The 14,951-nt window shown below is 69.8% G+C and carries 11 protein-coding genes; 10 read left to right on the top strand and 1 reads right to left on the bottom strand.

The window, feature by feature from the left end:
• Position 1: 1 nt before the first annotated feature.
• Entirely contained in the window at positions 2-622 is a 621-nt protein-coding gene (locus DEW08_RS24725; RefSeq protein ID WP_109332182.1) for a glutathione S-transferase family protein, read from the bottom strand.
• A gap of 309 nt (positions 623-931) precedes the next feature.
• Between DEW08_RS24725 and DEW08_RS24720 the strand changes: the two genes are divergently transcribed.
• The 10 genes from DEW08_RS24720 to pelF all read left to right on the top strand — a co-directional run bounded on the left by DEW08_RS24720 (position 932) and on the right by pelF (position 14,950).
• The gene (locus DEW08_RS24720) at positions 932-1,333 is read left to right on the top strand and encodes a response regulator (protein WP_109332181.1); all 402 of its coding nucleotides are present in this window, start codon (positions 932-934) and stop codon (positions 1,331-1,333) included.
• Positions 1,334-1,455: 122 nt separating this feature from the next.
• Positions 1,456-2,382 carry an NAD-dependent epimerase/dehydratase family protein gene (locus DEW08_RS24715; RefSeq protein ID WP_109332180.1) on the top strand — a complete coding sequence of 309 codons (927 nt, stop codon included), beginning with the start codon at positions 1,456-1,458 and terminating at the stop codon, positions 2,380-2,382.
• Complete coding sequence (locus DEW08_RS24710; RefSeq protein WP_245986968.1) at positions 2,370-3,251, top strand: glycoside hydrolase family 191 protein; 882 nt, start codon at positions 2,370-2,372, stop codon at positions 3,249-3,251. The genes DEW08_RS24715 and DEW08_RS24710 overlap by 13 nt, the downstream gene beginning before the upstream one ends.
• Positions 3,248-5,515, top strand: coding sequence for a polysaccharide deacetylase family protein (locus tag DEW08_RS24705; RefSeq protein ID WP_109332179.1), 2,268 nt, complete (start codon positions 3,248-3,250; stop codon positions 5,513-5,515). Before DEW08_RS24710 ends, DEW08_RS24705 begins: the two co-directional genes overlap by 4 nt.
• Positions 5,516-5,530: 15 nt before the next feature.
• The gene (locus DEW08_RS24700) at positions 5,531-8,587 is read left to right on the top strand and encodes a tetratricopeptide repeat protein (protein WP_109332178.1); all 3,057 of its coding nucleotides are present in this window, start codon (positions 5,531-5,533) and stop codon (positions 8,585-8,587) included.
• A gap of 85 nt (positions 8,588-8,672) precedes the next feature.
• On the top strand, positions 8,673-10,253 hold the full coding sequence (locus DEW08_RS24695; RefSeq protein ID WP_109332177.1) for a tetratricopeptide repeat protein: 1,581 nt from the start codon (positions 8,673-8,675) through the stop codon (positions 10,251-10,253).
• Positions 10,254-10,289: 36 nt separating this feature from the next.
• Complete coding sequence (locus tag DEW08_RS24690; RefSeq protein ID WP_245986967.1) at positions 10,290-10,943, top strand: CsgG/HfaB family protein; 654 nt, start codon at positions 10,290-10,292, stop codon at positions 10,941-10,943.
• A 13-nt stretch (positions 10,944-10,956) separates the two neighbouring features.
• Positions 10,957-12,318 (top strand): GAF domain-containing protein, encoded by a 1,362-nt coding sequence (locus tag DEW08_RS24685; RefSeq protein WP_109332176.1) that lies wholly within the window; start codon positions 10,957-10,959, stop codon positions 12,316-12,318.
• On the top strand, positions 12,315-13,403 hold the full coding sequence (locus DEW08_RS24680) for a tetratricopeptide repeat protein (RefSeq protein ID WP_181449481.1): 1,089 nt from the start codon (positions 12,315-12,317) through the stop codon (positions 13,401-13,403). The genes DEW08_RS24685 and DEW08_RS24680 overlap by 4 nt, the downstream gene beginning before the upstream one ends.
• Positions 13,400-14,950 carry a GT4 family glycosyltransferase PelF gene (gene pelF, locus DEW08_RS24675; RefSeq protein WP_109332175.1) on the top strand — a complete coding sequence of 517 codons (1,551 nt, stop codon included), beginning with the start codon at positions 13,400-13,402 and terminating at the stop codon, positions 14,948-14,950. Before DEW08_RS24680 ends, pelF begins: the two co-directional genes overlap by 4 nt.
• Position 14,951 lies beyond the last annotated feature (1 nt).

Raw genomic sequence — 14,951 nt, 5'->3', positions numbered from 1 at the left:
GTCAGGCCTCCACGTCGTGCTGGGGCATCAGCGCATACTGCCCCAGCACACCGGGGACGGTCCGCATCCGCTCGCGCCAGTCCGCGACATGCGGGTACTTGGCGAGGTCGACCGCGGCCTCCTCCGCAAGGTCGATCCAGGGGAAGGCGAAGATGTCGGCGATGGTGACGCGGTCGCCATCGATCAGGTCGTGGTGGGAGAGATGCTCGTCGAACTGGGCCAGCCCGCTGGCCGCCGCGGCATCGATCCAGGGCAGTGCGTTCGCATCGCCGTTGAACTTGCGCAGCGCGCGGGCGCGCTGCACCGGCAGCAGCACGTCGGCGAGCCAGCTCAGCCATTCGGCGATGCGGCGCTTCTCGGACTCGTCCCGGCCGCCGAACCGGCCGGTCTTCTCCGCGAGGTAGGTCAGGATGACCGGGGATTCGGTGACGGAGACGCTGCCGTGCACCAGCGTCGGGACCCGGCCGAACCGGTTGATCGCGAGATAGTCCGGCGACTTCTGCTGACCGGTCCGCAGGTCGACGTGGCGATAGGTGAAGGGGATCCCGGCCATGTTGAAGAACAGGGCGATCCGGGTCGCCGGCTGCGAGTTGAAATGACCGTAAAGCGTATAGTCGGACATGGTGGCGCTCTGTCTCCCTGCCTCTGGGCGTCGCGGCGCGTGGCCGCCGTTGCAGCCAACCATGGCGAAAAGCCGTTCCCCTGCGCCAGCGCAAAAATCATGGGGCACCGTCCGGGCCGCCGGGCAGGTCCGCCCATGCCCCGGCGTGGCATCGGTCTACAAATGGTGACAATGGGTTACATTGACCGGTTAACGGGCTTTAAAGTAAAAGCGTCCTCAACTGGCGGCATCCGTGGAGGGCGGCTCCTTGCCCTTCCCCCCGTCCCTGGCGGCGTAACGCTGCGGAACTGCATGATGGACGTTGGCGAAATGGGCGCAGACGACAAGGCGCAGATCATCCTGGTGGTCGAAGACAATGTGCTGATGCGCAAGCTCTTCATCCGCTGCCTGGAGGAGGCGGGGTATTCGGTGGTCGAGGCGCAGGACGCACGCACCGTCATGGACCTGATGCGCGAGGTGCGGCCCGATCTGGTGGTGATGGACATCCTGATGCCCGACCTGTCGGGCATGGAACTGATCAAGCAGATCCGCGCCGACTCCGATCTCGCGCCGACTCCGGTGGTGGCGGTGACCAATCTGGCGACCCCGGCGGACAAGCGCCGGCTGGCCGATGCGGGGTTCACCGGTCATGTCTCCAAGCCGATCAAGCCGAAGGAGTTCCAAGGCTCCATCGCCGCATTTCTGAAGGCGGCGCCGACGCCGGCTCTTTGAAGGGGCCGCGGCGCAGGTCAGGCTTGTTGCGGTCCGCCTGACCGCTCCCGACGTTATAGACGCCGAAACGACATCCGGGACCGTGGCGTCGGCTGCGGCGACCAGAAGGGAAGGCAAAGGACATGGCGCGTTATCTTGTCACGGGCGGGTGCGGCTTCATCGGATCGCACCTGGTGGAGCGTCTGCTGGCGGCGGGACACGAGGTCCGGGTTCTGGACGACCTGTCCACCGGAAAGCGGGAGAATCTGCCGGACGGCGTTCCGGTGACGCTTGGCGACGTCGCCGATGCCGCGGCGGTCGAGGCGGCGATGCGGGGCGTCGACGGCTGCTTCCACCTTGCCGCGGTCGCGTCGGTCGACCGGTCGCGCGAGGCTTGGCTGGAGACTCATCATGCCAATCTGTCGGGCACCATCGCCGTGTTCGATGCGGCGCGCCGGGCGCGGTCGGGCGGGCCGGTTCCTGTCGTCTATGCCTCCTCCGCGGCGGTGTACGGCGACAACCCGGACATGCCGCTGACCGAGGATGCGGCGACCCGTCCGCTGTCGGCCTACGGCGCCGACAAGCTGGGCTGCGAGTTGCACGCCCGCGTGGCGGACGGGGTCCATGGCGTCCCGACCACCGGATTCCGCTTCTTCAACGTCTTCGGTCCGCGGCAGGATCCCAAGTCGCCCTATTCGGGCGTGATCTCCATCTTCGCCGGGCGCATCGTCAAGGGGCAGCCGATCACCATCAACGGCGACGGCGAACAGGTCCGCGACTTCGTCTATGTGAAGGATCTCGTCCGCTACCTGACGGCGGCGATGGACAAGCCGCAGGCCGGCGCCCCCGTCTACAATGTCTGCACCGGCATCCCGACCTCGGTGAACCGGCTGGCCGAGGTGCTGGCCGACATTTCCGGCCGGCCGCTCGACCGCAGCTATGGTCCTGGGCGGCCGGGCGACATCCGGGTGTCCATCGGCGATCCCTCGCGCCTCGTCGCCGCCTTCGGCATGGCGTGCGAGGTCTCGCTGGAGGACGGGTTGCGGGAAACGCTGGCGTGGCTCGCGTGACGGGACGGGAGGTCGCGATCGGGCGGCGCAGCGTGATCCGGGCCATGGCGGCCGGGTTGGCCGGTGCCGCCCTGCCGTCCGGCCGGGAGGCGGCGGCCGGCCCCCTGCGCTGGGCGGTCTACTATTCCGACAAGGAGCCGCCGCGCGCCTTCTCCCCCTATTCGCTGCTGGTGCTGGACAGCCGCTACCACCCGCCGCTGCAGCCCTTGAAGGACCGCGGCAAGACCCTGCTCGGCTACATCAGCCTGGGCGAGGTGGAGCAGCACCGCCCCTGGTTCGAGCGGGTGAAAGGCTGGGGCATCCTGGCCGACGAGAATCCCAACTGGCCCGGCAGCTTCTATGTCGACGTGCGCGACCGCCGCTGGGTCAAGCTGGTGATCGAGGAGTTGGTTCCGGCCCTGCTGCATGACGGCTTCAACGGCATCTTCCTCGATACCCTGGACAATCCGCCGCATCTGGAGCGCACGGACCCGGTGCGCTGGGCCGGCATGACGGAGGGGGCGTGGCGGCTGGTGCGGGGAATCCGGGCCAACTGGCCGCATATCCGCATCATGCAGAACCGCGCCTACGAGATCCTGCCGCAGACCGCCACGGCGATCAGCGACGCGCTGGGCGAGAGCGTCTATGCCGGCTGGGACTTCGCGGAGAAGAAGCCGCATATCCAGAGCGAGGAGGATTACCGGTTCCAGGTGGAGGCGCTGAAGGCCGCCCAGGGACTCAACCCCCGCCTTAACCTATTCTCGCTGGATTACTGGGACCCTGCCGACGCCGAGGGGATGCGCGCGATCTATGCCCGGCAGCGGGCGAACGGCTTTTCCCCCTATGTCGCGACGGTCGAACTGGACCGGCTGGTACCGGAGCCGTCGTGAGTCCTGTGCGCCGTCTCCTTCCGGTCCTGCTGCTGATCCTGTTCCCGGTCGCCCAGATGCTCCCGGCGCGGGCTGCCGAGGCGGTGGTGCAGCGGAGCGTCCTGGCGCTGGTCGACCTGCGGGAGGAGAAGACGATCCGCCTGTCGCGCATCCATACCATGGCGGAATTGCCGCTGAACCACCTCGGCCTGTCGGTGGTCTATTGGGATGTCGCGCAAGGCCTGCCGGACCCCGACCGCTATCGTGACCTGCGCGGCGTGATCACGTGGTTCGCCGGAGATCCCTTCGCCGATGCGCAGGACTATGTCCGCTGGATCGAGCAGGCGATGGACCGCGGGCTGAAGGTTGCCGTCCTGGGGCAGACCGGCGTCCGCCGTTCCCTCGACGGAACGCTGACGCCGCTGGCGGTGGTGAACCGCTTCTTCGGCCGGTTCGGGTTGCGCGACGATGACGGCTATTCCGACCTGACCTACAAGTCGCGGCCGGCGGTTTCGGACGGGCTCATCGGGTATGAGCGGCCATTGGCCGGGATGCCGCCGGGCTATCCGCTGCTGCGCAAGACCGATGGGCGCTTCACGTCGCACCTCGTCATGCGGCGCGGCGGCGACGCGGCGACCGACAGCCATCTGGTGGTGACCGGGCCGGCCGGCGGGCTGGTGGTGGAGGGCTATGCGCGCCACCACGACGCGGAGATGAACCGCCGCCAGTGGCTCATCGACCCCTTCGCCTTCTTCCGGGCGGCCTTCGCCACCGACGACCTGCCGAAGCCGGATGTCACCACCCTGTCGGGCCGCCGGATCTATTTCAGCCACATCGACGGCGACGGCTGGCGCAACCAGACGGAGGTGGCGCCCTTCAGCAAGACCAAGCTGTTGTCCGCCGACGTCGTCCGGATGGCGGCCATCGAGGCCTTTCCGGATCTGCCGGTATCGGTCGCCCCCATCGTCGGGGACCTCGACCCAGTCTGGAAGGGGACGCCGGAGGCGCTGGCATCGGCAAAGCGCCTGTTCGCCCTGCCGCAGGTGGAGCCGTCCAGCCACACCTGGACACATCCCTTCCAGTGGGCCTTCTTCAAGGACTACGATCCGGCGAAGGAGGCGGCCTTCCTGGACCGGGCCGACGACTACGGCGGTCCGCGGAGCCCGCTCGACCGGCTGATGGGCAGGAGCAAACGCGACACGACGGCGGAGGACGCCGGGGAAGTGGCGGACATCGGGCGCTATGCCATCCCGCGCGCCTATCTGCGCACTCCCTTCGACCTGGACCAGGAGATCGGCGGAGCGCTCGACTATTTCACCCGGCTGGCGCCGGTCGGCAAGCGGGCGACGCTGGTGCAGTGGCCGGGCGACACCTCGCCCTTCGAGGCGGCGGTGGCGGCGGTGCGCAAGGCCGGTGCGCGCAACATGAACGGCGGCGACGCGCGCTATGACGCGGACTATCCCTCCATCATCACGCTGCCGCCGATCGGCCTGCCGGTGGGGGCGGAGCGCCAGATCTATTCCGGCAACAGCAACGAGAACACCTACACCGACCTCTGGACCAACCGCTTCTTCGGCTTCCAGAACCTGATCAACACGGTGCGCAACAGCGACAGCCCGATCCGCCTGAAGCCCTTCAACATCTACTACCACATGTATTCCGGGCAGAAGGCGGCCAGCCTGAACGCGCTGCGCAGGAATCTCCAGGCCGCCCGCGAGGCGGAGATCGCCCCGGTCGCCGCCTCCGCCTACGCCGCCATCGCCGAGGGCTTCTACACCACCCGCTTCCGGGCGGAGGGGGAGCGGCGGTGGCGGATCCTGGACCGCGGGGCGCTGAATACGCTGCGCTTCGACCACGCCAGTTTCACGGCCGTCGATTTCGCACGGTCCAGCGGCGTTCTCGGGCAACGACGTTTCCAGGGCAGCCTCTACGTCTCCCTCGACCCGGTGGTGGCCGAACCGGTGGTGGCGCTGGAGGAGACCGAGCGGGCGGACCGCGACCCGCCGGCCACCGTGCCCTATCTGATCGAGGGGCGCTGGGCGCTCGCCGGTCTGGCCGCCGATGGGCCGGGAGGCGCTTTCCGGGTGGCCGCCCAGGGCTATGGCGACGGCACGCTCACCTGGCAGGTTCCTGTTTCCGGCCGCTGGCTGGTGACGGCGGAACGCAACGGCACCCGGGTGTGGCAGGGAGAGGCCGAGGCGGGTGCCGACGGCCGCCTGCCGGTGACGGTTGCGGCGCCCGCCGTCGAGCCTCTGCTCCTCCGTCTCCGCCCGGCGGGCCGCTGAGGGGAATGTCGGGCGATGCGCGCAAACCTCCTCGTGGTCCTGCTGGTGCTGCTGTTCGGCGTCGGGGTCAGCCTGCTGCTGGTGCCGCGCAGCGGAGAACTGGCGCTGCAGAAGTTCCGCGACCAGGACTATGCCTCCGCCCGGACGGAGTATGAGCGGCGAATGGAGAATGGCGACCGCTCCGCCGCCACGGTCATGCCGCTCACCCGCCTCTATCTGGCGGAGGGCGAAGTGGAGCGGGCGATCGCGCTGCTGGAGGATCACGTCGACCGTCATCCGGCGGATGTCGACGGGCGGGAACTGCTGGCCCGCCTCTATCAGGACGCCCAGCGTCAGGGCGACTATCTCGAAACCCTGCGTGAACTCGCCCGGCTGAAGCCCGGCGACGAGATCTACCGGGACCTGGCGGTCCTCGCCGGATTCCAGAACCGTCCGGACATCCAGGTCGAGGCGCTGACCCGCTACGCCGGACTGCGACCGGACGATGTGGAGATGCAGCAACTGCTGGCCGGGCTGCTCGCCGTCCGCGGGGACGGGCTGACGGCGCTCGACTGGCTGCTGAAGGCGGACGACCGGGCGGAGGGGCATATCGCGTCGGACAGCCGGGAGCTTCTGCTGAGCCTGCTGATCGATCTCAACCGCGAGGAGGAGGCCTTTCCCCGCCTGCAGCGATGGCTGGGGGAGAACCCCCGGGTGGACGAGGTGATCGGCCTTGCCAGCCAGCTTGCCGCCGCCGGGCGGCCGGACCTCGCCCTGCGGCTGGTCGAGCCGGCGCTTGCCACGCCGGACGCGCCGCTCGGGCTGCGGTTGACGGGGATCGACCTGCTCCTGGCCGCCGGCCGGACGGAGGAGGCGCAACAGCGCCTGCTGGCGCTGAGCGGGCCCGTGGAGGACGCAGTCCTCGGCCGGCTGGTGTCGCTGATGCTGAACGCCGGGCTGGAGCGGCCGGCCTTTGCCGCGGTGCAGGGGCGCGATCTGCGGCTGGTGCCGGACTGGGCGCTGGCCGGGCTGGCGGAGATGGCGTTCCGCGCCTGGGACCGTGCGCTTCTCGACCGCATGGCGGCGGAACTGGGCGACGGCTTCCTGGCCGACCGGCCCGTGCTGGCGGCCAACATCGCTCTCGGCCGCAACGACAAGGCTGCCGCAACGCGCTGGGCGGAGCGGGCGGTCGCTGACCCGGACCAGCCAATGCCTGATCGGCTCGCCGGACTCCGCCTGCTCGACCGGCTCGGCAGGAGGGCGGAGGCGATATCGGCCTTCGACCGGCTGGCGCTGGCCGGGACCGTGCCGGACGACCTTCTGGAGGAGTTGGCCGGACTGTTCGCCGATCTCGGCCGGGCGCCGCGAGGGCTGTCCTGGTTCGTGGAGCGGCGCAAGGCGTCGCCATCGGCGGCGGCCGAGCAGGGCTGGGCCCGGCTGGCTGCGCGGACCGGCGATCCGGCGGAGGTCCTGGCCTGGCTCGACCGGCAGCCAGGGCTGGATGAGGGAGTGCTGCAGGACATCGCGGCGGCGGCGGCGGAGCGGGGGGCGGCGGCCCTGGCCCTGACGGCGGCCGGGCGCGTGTTCGCGCAGTCGCCGACTCCGCGCAACCGCTTCGCGCTCGCCACGGCGCTGCTCTCGGCCAAGCGGCCGGACGAGGCGCTGCCACATCTGACGGCCTTGCTCCCGGCGGGCGGCGTGGAGGTGGAGACCGCCTATCTCGCCGCTCTCGACGCGCTCGGCCGGACGGAGGAGATGACCCGCTACCTCGGCGACAAGCTCGCCCGTGGCGGCCTGACCGGGGAGGAGGAACAGGCCATTGCCTTCGCCCTGCTCGACCGCAAGGCGTATAGGGCCGCCCTGCCGGTGCTGCGGGCGAGGGCGGAGCGGTTGGGCGGGGAGTGGCTGTTCGCCTATGCCGACGCCGCCCGCAAGGCCGGTGCCGTGGAGGAGCTGGCGAGTCTGCTGGAGGCGCAGCTTGCCGATCCCGCGCTCGACCCGGCGGGGCGGGAGCAGCGCGCCTTCCTGCTTCTGGAGGCCGGAGGGCCGGCCCGTGCCCTGCCGGTGCTGAAGCGCCTCGCCACCGGCTCGCTCAGCGGACCGTGGGATGGGCTCTACCGCGATGCCCTGACCAAGCTCGGCCGCAAGGCGGAGCTGCGGCAGTATCTCGTCGCCCGGGCCGGTGATGCCCGGTTGCCGGCGGCGGAACGGCGGTCGCTGGCCTTCCTTCTGCTGGAACAGGACGACAAGCCCGCGGCGGTTCGGGTGTTGCAGTCGCTGGCCGCGGGAAAGGGGGCGGAGAGCGACGAGTTCCGCCAGCTCGCCTATCTCTGGGGGCCGCGTCCGCCGGCGTCCGCGCTCGACTGGATCGAGGCGCAGGCGAAGGCGGCGGGCACGCCCGACGGGCAGGCCGCCTGGTATGCCAAGCTGGCGGAGCTCGGCGGCGCCCGCCGGGTGACCGAGACGCTGGCACAGGCGGCCGGCGCTCCGGCCCCGCTGAAGGCGCCGCTGATCGAGGCGCTCGCCGCCGAAGGCAAGGGCAGGGAACTGGCCGACGCCGTCCGTGCCGCAGCCGCGACCGAACGGGATCCCGACAGGCTGCGGCGCTACGCCCGGCTCGCCGCCCAGTCCCGCCAGCGCGGTGCCGCCGTCGAGGCCTGGAAGGCGCTGCTTGCCGCCCGGCCGGAGGATGCCGAGGCGTTGCGGCAACTCGGCATGCTTGCCTACGACGAGAACCGGCTGGAGGAGGCGGAGCGGTTCCTCCGCCGCTTCCTCGCCAAGGGAGCGGGAGACTATGAGGCGAACTATTTCCTGGGAGAGGCGCTGACCGCCCGCAAGCGCGGCGCCGAGGCCGCCCCCTTCTACAGGCGGGCGCTGGAGCAGATCGCCGCCCTGCCGGCGCGCGGCGACGCGGTGCTGCAGACTGAGGCGAATGTGCTGAACCGGCTCGGCCGGGTGGACGACGCGGTCGCCCTGTTCGAGCGGCTGCGCCGGCAGCGTCCGGCCGACCGCCAGTTGAAGGCCGACTACGCGTCGATGCTGATCGAAAATGGCCGGTTGCAGGAGGCGCGCCGTGTGCTCAGCGTTCCCTAAGCAGGTTTTCCGAACTCCGCCCACACACGGGCGGGCTCGGAAAACCTGCGAATCTCTGGGTTTGCAGGTTTCTGCGGGCCGGGCCATGTGTGGTCCGATCTGGAGAAACCTGCTTAGGGTCCTGCTCCTCGCCGCAGCGCTGACGCTCGCCACGCCGGCGGCGGCCCAGGCGCCGTCCGCCAGAATCGACCTTGCGCGTGATGCGGCGGGCGCTTCCCTGGCGTTGGGCTGGCCGGTTCCGGTGGTCACCGAGGTGCGGCAGGAGGGTCGGGAGCTGTCGCTGGCCTTCAGCCGCCCGCTCGGCACCCCACCGCTGGAGAGCATCCCGGAGCGGCTGCAGGGCTGGGTCGACAACGTCCTCTACGGCTATGACAGCCTGCTGCTGGTGCTGGCCGAGGGAGTGTCGGCGGAGGTCTTGCGGAACGGCAATGGCCTGCGCATCGCCTTCTCACCCGACCGCCGGTCCCGCCGCACGGAGGAGACCGAGGCTGCCGAGCGCGCCGCCCAGCGCCGCATCGACTACTTCACCGCCGTCACCCTGATGGACTCCGGAGAGGTGCGGCAGGCGCGCGGCCTCCTGGCCGGTCTGCTGGCCCGCGATCCGGCCGATGCCCAATCCACCGCCCTGCTGGCCCAGGCGGAGGAGCGGCTCGGCCGCTGGCGGCAGGCGATGCGGCTCTATGATCGCGGGCTGGAGCTGACGCCGGACGAGCCGTCGCTGGTGGCGGGCAAGGCCCGGCTGCTCCATGATCGGGGCGACCGGCTGCAGGTCGACCACGACCTGTTCCGGGTGCGCAACGCCGACGTCCAGCGCGTGACCAGGATCAGCGGCGTGACAGACCTCGGCCGGGCCATCGGCGGAGCGGGCAGCAGCCTGCTCTATTCGCTGGAGGACCGGCAGGTCGACGTGGACGTCGTGCAGCGGCTGGACGGCGCTCCGGCGCCCTTACACGGCAGCCGGCGGCGGGCCGAGCTGACGCTGCTGCACGACTGGCCGGAACTGGAGCAGTCGCGCGTGTCGCTGTTCCTGGCACGCGGCACCGCCGGCGCCGGCTACAGCCATGGCTGGCGCCATGAGGATTCGGAGACGCGGACCGGGATCGCCTGGAACGAGCCCAGCTTCGCCTTCCTGGAGGGGCTGGTCGGCGGCGGCCGGCGCGACCGGCTGTTCCTCCAGCATGAGGAGAGGCTGTCGCCCCGCTGGATCGTCACCGTGGGCGCCGGCTACAACCGGTACGGCCTTGCCGGGGCACGTGATCTGGCGCGCTCGGCGACGGTCGAGGGCTCGGTGCGCTACATCCTGAACCAGGAGGGCCCTCTGGCCAGCGTCGCCTATCTGCTGGATGCCGAGTATGTCGGGCGCCGGGCCGAGCGTCTGAACGACCAGGGCGCCGCCTTCGCCCCGCTGCCCGCCGCGACGCGGGAGGTGCATGGGCTGCAGATCGCCATCGACGACCAGTTGACCGACTATGTCCGCTATGCTGTCCAACTCGGCTACGCCTATGACCGTCGCGGCAAGAGCGGTCCGCAGGGCGCCGTCAGCCTGGGCTGGGAGCCGAACGACAATCTGGAGGTCGGTCTGCGGGCCAGCCATGCGCAGTCGACAGCGCGCGGTACGGCGAACGCGGTCGATGCGGCCGGCGGCTATCTGATCTGGCGCTATTAATCACCCGGTATGGATCTCAGGGGTAAGAGGAACGCGATGGCATCGGTGGAGCGGGATTACGGCATGCGCAAGACGGCTGGAGGGACGGTACGGGGGCTGGCCTTGGCGGCGGTGCTGGGGGCGACGCTGGCGGGCTGCAGCTATGGCCGGGTGAACAGTCGCGACTATGCCCAGCCCACGGCGGCGCAGGCCCTGCCGGCCGGCTCGACCATCGCCGTGCTGCCCTTCGAGAATCTCACCAACCACGCCAATGCCGGCCTGGTCGCCGGCGATCTCGTCTCGACCGAGCTCTACACCCTCGGCCTGTTCCGGGTAAGCGAGGCCAGCCGGGTACGCAATCATCTGGCGTCCGCCAAGCTGGACGCCGAGAAGCTGAGCGACGGCGCCACCGCCCAGGAGATCGGGCGAGCGCTGGGGGTGGATGCGGTGCTGGTCGGCAGCGTGTCGGAGTACGGCTACCAGCATGGGCTGCGGGAAGAGCCGGTGGTCGGGTTGAACGCGCGGATCGTCTCCACCCGGGACGGCGCGGTGCTCTGGGCCTCCAGCCAGTCGGAGGCCGGGCGCGGCTACTTCAGCCGCGACAGCGTCAACAATGTGGCCCAGCGCGTGGTGACGCGGATGCTGAGCGGCCTGAAGGATGGGTTCTCACCCGCGGTTTCCGAATCCGCACGGCCGGCGGCCGGCGGTTGACGGGACGCCGTCCATGACCGCCGCCAGCGACGACCGGACCGATGCCGGACCACGGCGATTCCTGGGATTCCGCCGGGTCGCGCTGGTGGAGCTCGTGCTGTTCTTCGCGGTGGCCCTCGGGCTGGATCTGACGGTCGGCGACGGCCTGCGCTTCGACGGGGTGCAGCCGCATCCCTTCTGGATTCCCGTGCTGCTGCTGGCCATCCAGTACGGGACGGGCGAAGGCGTTCTGGCGGCGCTCGTCGCCTCGGTCGCGCTGCGGCTCGGCAACATGCCGGAGCAGCCCATCAGCCAGGACCTCTACCAGTATCTCTTCGCCCTCAGCCGGGAGCCGATCCTGTGGCTGGTCAGTGCCGTGCTGTTCGGCGAACTGCGCATGCGGCAAATCCGCGAGCGGGACGGGCTGCGCGCCGACCTGGACCTCGCCCGGGCCGAGGCCGAGGCGATCACGCGGTCCTACCGGCAACTGAAATCGGTGAAGGAGAATCTGGAGACGCGGGTGGCCGGCCAGCTCCGCACCGTCTTCACCCTCTATCAGGCGGCGAAGTCGATCGACCGGCTGGACGAGGGGGAGGTCATGCTGGGCGTTGCCGACCTGATCCGCACCGTCATGAAGCCGGACAAGTTCTCGCTGTTCCTGCTGAACAACGGACTTCTGGAATCGGTGACCAACGAGGGCTGGGACGACGAGAACGACAGCTATTCCCGCTGGTTCGACCACAGCCATGCCCTGTTCGAGACCGTCGTCGGGCGCCAGCGGCTGATCTGCGTCGCCCGTGACGAGGACGAGCGCATCATGGCCGGGGAGGGGGTGCTGGCCGGGCCGCTGGTCAGCAGCGACACCGGCGAGGTCGTCGGCATGGTGAAGATCGAAAGCCTGGGGTTCACAGACCTCAGCGTGAACACGGTCGAGAATTTCCGCATCCTGTGCGAATGGATCGGCACGGCGCTCGCCAAGGCCAAGCGGTATCGCGAGGTGAACGAGCAACGGTTGTTCACCGACGACGAGCTTTATTCCTCCACCTTCATCGGCCGTCAGGCGGAGTTCCTGGCCCGGCTTGGCCGTCGCATGGGATTCGAGACGACCTCCATCACCATCCGGCCGGGCGGCCTGTCCCGGTTGAGCGCCGCCCAGCGCGCGGAGCTGGCGTCCGCCATCGGGCGCGCCGTGCGCGACGGGCTGCGCGACACCGATCTCGCCTGCGATTTCGGACAGCATGGCGCGGTGTTCGGCGTCGTGCTGACCGGCACGCCGCTCGCCGGCGCGCGGCTGGTCGCGGCGAAGCTGGAGGCGGCGGTGCGGGAGGCTCTGCCGCCGGCCTTGTCCGCCATTCCCATCACCTTCGCCACCGAAAGGGTCGAGGTGCGGGAGTGACGAGCAACGATCTGCCGGACGAGGTTTCCCCCGGCGGCACGCTGGAGACCGTGGCCGTAGGGCTGATCGCCGGGGCGACGGAGGCCGCCGCGGTCATGCTGGCCTATGCCTGGCCGGGTCATGGCGCGGCAGGGGCGACCGCACTGCATGTTCTGACCGTCGCCGGCATCGTACTGTGGGTACGGCGGCGGGCGAGGCGGGACCTGGATCTCCGGATGCCCGGGCTGCTGCTGGTGACGACGCCGGTCCTGGGACCCGTAGGGCCGGCCTGCACGCTTGCCACCGTCCTGATGCACGCGCTGTTCCGCCGCTATGCGACGGGCTTCCACGAATGGTACCTGTCGCTGTTTCCGGAAAGCGAGGTCGAGCCGGCGCAGGAACTCTACGAACTGATCGTCTCCGGCCGCGAGGTGGCCCATCTGGCGGCGGGGGAGTCCTTCACCGACGTGATGTCGGTCGGGTCGCCCCAGCAGAAGCAGGCGGTCATCGCGCTGGTCGCCCGCCACTTCCGCCCGGCCTTCACGCCCGCGCTGAAGGCCGGGCTCGCCGATGCCGACCCGTCGGTCCGCGTCCAGGCCGCCACCGCCACGGCGCGGGTGGAGCACGAGTTCAACGAGCGATGGCTGGAGCTGGAGGCGGCGGTGCAGGCGAACCCCGATGCGGTCGCCACGCGTCATGCTTTGGCACGGCATCTCGACGATTACGCGTTCTGCGGGTTGCTCGATTCCAACCGGGAGGCCGAAATCCGGGACAAGGCCCTGGACGGCTATCGCCGCTGCCTCGAGCGGACGCCCGACGATGACGACATCCGCCACGATCTCGGCCGGTTGCTGCTGCGCTGCGGCCATGCAAGGGAGGCGGCAGGGGTGCTCGAACCGCTGGTGGACCGGGCGAAGGATCGGCGGATTCTCTACTGGTACGCCGAGAGCCTGTTCCGGCTCGGCCGCTATGCCGAGCTTCGCGCCCTGCCGCAGCACCGTCCCGATCTGCTCGGCCGGGTGGATGAACTGCCGGACGCCCTGCGGGACGTGTTCGCCCTGTGGTCCGGCGATGCTCCCTGGCTCGACAAGCGGGAGGCGGCATGACCGGTCAGCGTCCCTCCGCCCCCTCGGCTCCGCCGGCCGATGTCTGCCTGCTGATGGAAGGCTCCTACCCCTATGTCGCGGGAGGCGTCTCGACCTGGACGCATGATCTGATCAGGGCTCATGGCGACCTCGGCTTTCACGTCGTCGCCCTGGTCGCCGACCGCAACGATCGCCGGCCGGCATACGAGTTGCCGCCGAACGTCACCGGATTGACCCACGTCTTCCTGCAGGACCCCGACCCCGGCTGGCTCTGGCTGCCCGGCGCGCGGCGGCTGGTCGATGCGCTGGAGGCTCCGCTGACCCGGCTGCAGCAGCAGGGCGGTCTTGAGGAGATCGCGGAGATCGTGCGGTTGATCGCATCCCGGCGCGGCCGGGCAGGCAGGCGCATCCTGCTGAACTCTGAAGAGGCCTTTCGCATGGTGGTGCGGATGTGCCGCCGCTCGCTGCCCGATGCCAGCTTCCTCGAGTATTTCTGGGGAACCCGCGCCCTGATGAGCGGGCTGTTCGCCACCATGCTGGCGCCGATGCCCAGAGCCAAAGTGTATCATGCTATTTCAACGGGTTATGCCGGTTTGTTCGCAGCCCGCGCGAAGCTGGAGACCGGTCGTCCGGCGCTGCTGACCGAGCATGGCATCTACACCAACGAGCGCCGGATCGAGATCCTCATGGCCGAATGGCTGTTCGAGGGAGGCGACAACTCGCTGGCCGTGGAAAAGAAAAAGCGTGATTTGAGAGACCTTTGGCTGGATACCTTCGCGAGCTACTCGAAGGCATGCTACGACGCCTGCGACGGCATCTACACCCTCTACGGCGGCAACCAGGAATTCCAGCGGCGCCAGGGTGCCGACCCCGCAAAGCTGAAGATCGTCCCCAACGGCATTGACTATGCAGGATATTCGAAGGTTACACGCGACGGTTCCGACCGGCCGCCGACCATCGCGCTGATCGGCCGCGTCGTTCCGATCAAGGACGTGAAGACCTACATCCGGACGGCCGCCATCCTGCGCGAGGAGATCCCGGATCTGAAGGCGATGATCCTTGGCCCGCTGGAGGAGGATCCCGGCTATGTCGAGGAATGCCGGACCATCGTGAAGCATCTCGGGCTGGAGGAGACGGTCATCTTTGCCGGGCGGGTGAAGCTGACCGACTGGCTGGGCCGGATCGACGCCGTTGCGCTGACCAGCGTCAGCGAGGCGCAGCCGCTGGTGATCCTGGAGGCCGGGGCGTCGGGTGTGCCGACCGTCGCGACCGACGTCGGCTCCTGCGCCGAGCTGATCCTCGGCCGGCCGGACGAGAACCCGCCGCTTGGCCCCGGGGGGGCGATCACCCCGTTGGCGAGCCCGCTGGACACCGCGCGGGAACTGCGCGCCCTGCTTCTCGACCGCCCCTGGCGCGAGCGCTGTGCCGAAGCCATCCGCCAGCGGGTCGCCCGCTATTACGACAAGGTGGAGATCGACCGCATCTACCGCGCCATCTATGACGAGCACATCGCCATGCCCGACCGCCCGATCCTGGCCGGCCGCACCATGTCGGCCGGGGCGGCCTGAA

The sequence above is a fragment of the Azospirillum thermophilum genome (assembly GCF_003130795.1).
Classification (GTDB): Bacteria; Pseudomonadota; Alphaproteobacteria; order Azospirillales; family Azospirillaceae; genus Azospirillum; species Azospirillum thermophilum.
Note: the sequence above shows the minus strand (reverse complement) of the source record. Positions and strands in the feature narration are given on the sequence as shown.

What these genes read in the sequence shown, in the direction of transcription:
- DEW08_RS24715 (WP_109332180.1), top strand. Translation starts at nt 1,456, where the DNA reads ATGGCGCGTTATCTTGTCACGGGCGGGTGCGGCTTCATCGGATCGCAC.
- DEW08_RS24695 (WP_109332177.1), top strand. Translation starts at nt 8,673, where the DNA reads ATGTGTGGTCCGATCTGGAGAAACCTGCTTAGGGTCCTGCTCCTCGCC.
- DEW08_RS24720 (WP_109332181.1), top strand. Translation starts at nt 932, where the DNA reads ATGGGCGCAGACGACAAGGCGCAGATCATCCTGGTGGTCGAAGACAAT.
- DEW08_RS24690 (WP_245986967.1), top strand. Translation starts at nt 10,290, where the DNA reads ATGGCATCGGTGGAGCGGGATTACGGCATGCGCAAGACGGCTGGAGGG.
- DEW08_RS24685 (WP_109332176.1), top strand. Translation starts at nt 10,957, where the DNA reads ATGACCGCCGCCAGCGACGACCGGACCGATGCCGGACCACGGCGATTC.
- DEW08_RS24725 (WP_109332182.1), bottom strand. Translation starts at nt 622, where the DNA reads ATGTCCGACTATACGCTTTACGGTCATTTCAACTCGCAGCCGGCGACC.
- pelF (WP_109332175.1), top strand. Translation starts at nt 13,400, where the DNA reads ATGACCGGTCAGCGTCCCTCCGCCCCCTCGGCTCCGCCGGCCGATGTC.
- DEW08_RS24700 (WP_109332178.1), top strand. Translation starts at nt 5,531, where the DNA reads ATGCGCGCAAACCTCCTCGTGGTCCTGCTGGTGCTGCTGTTCGGCGTC.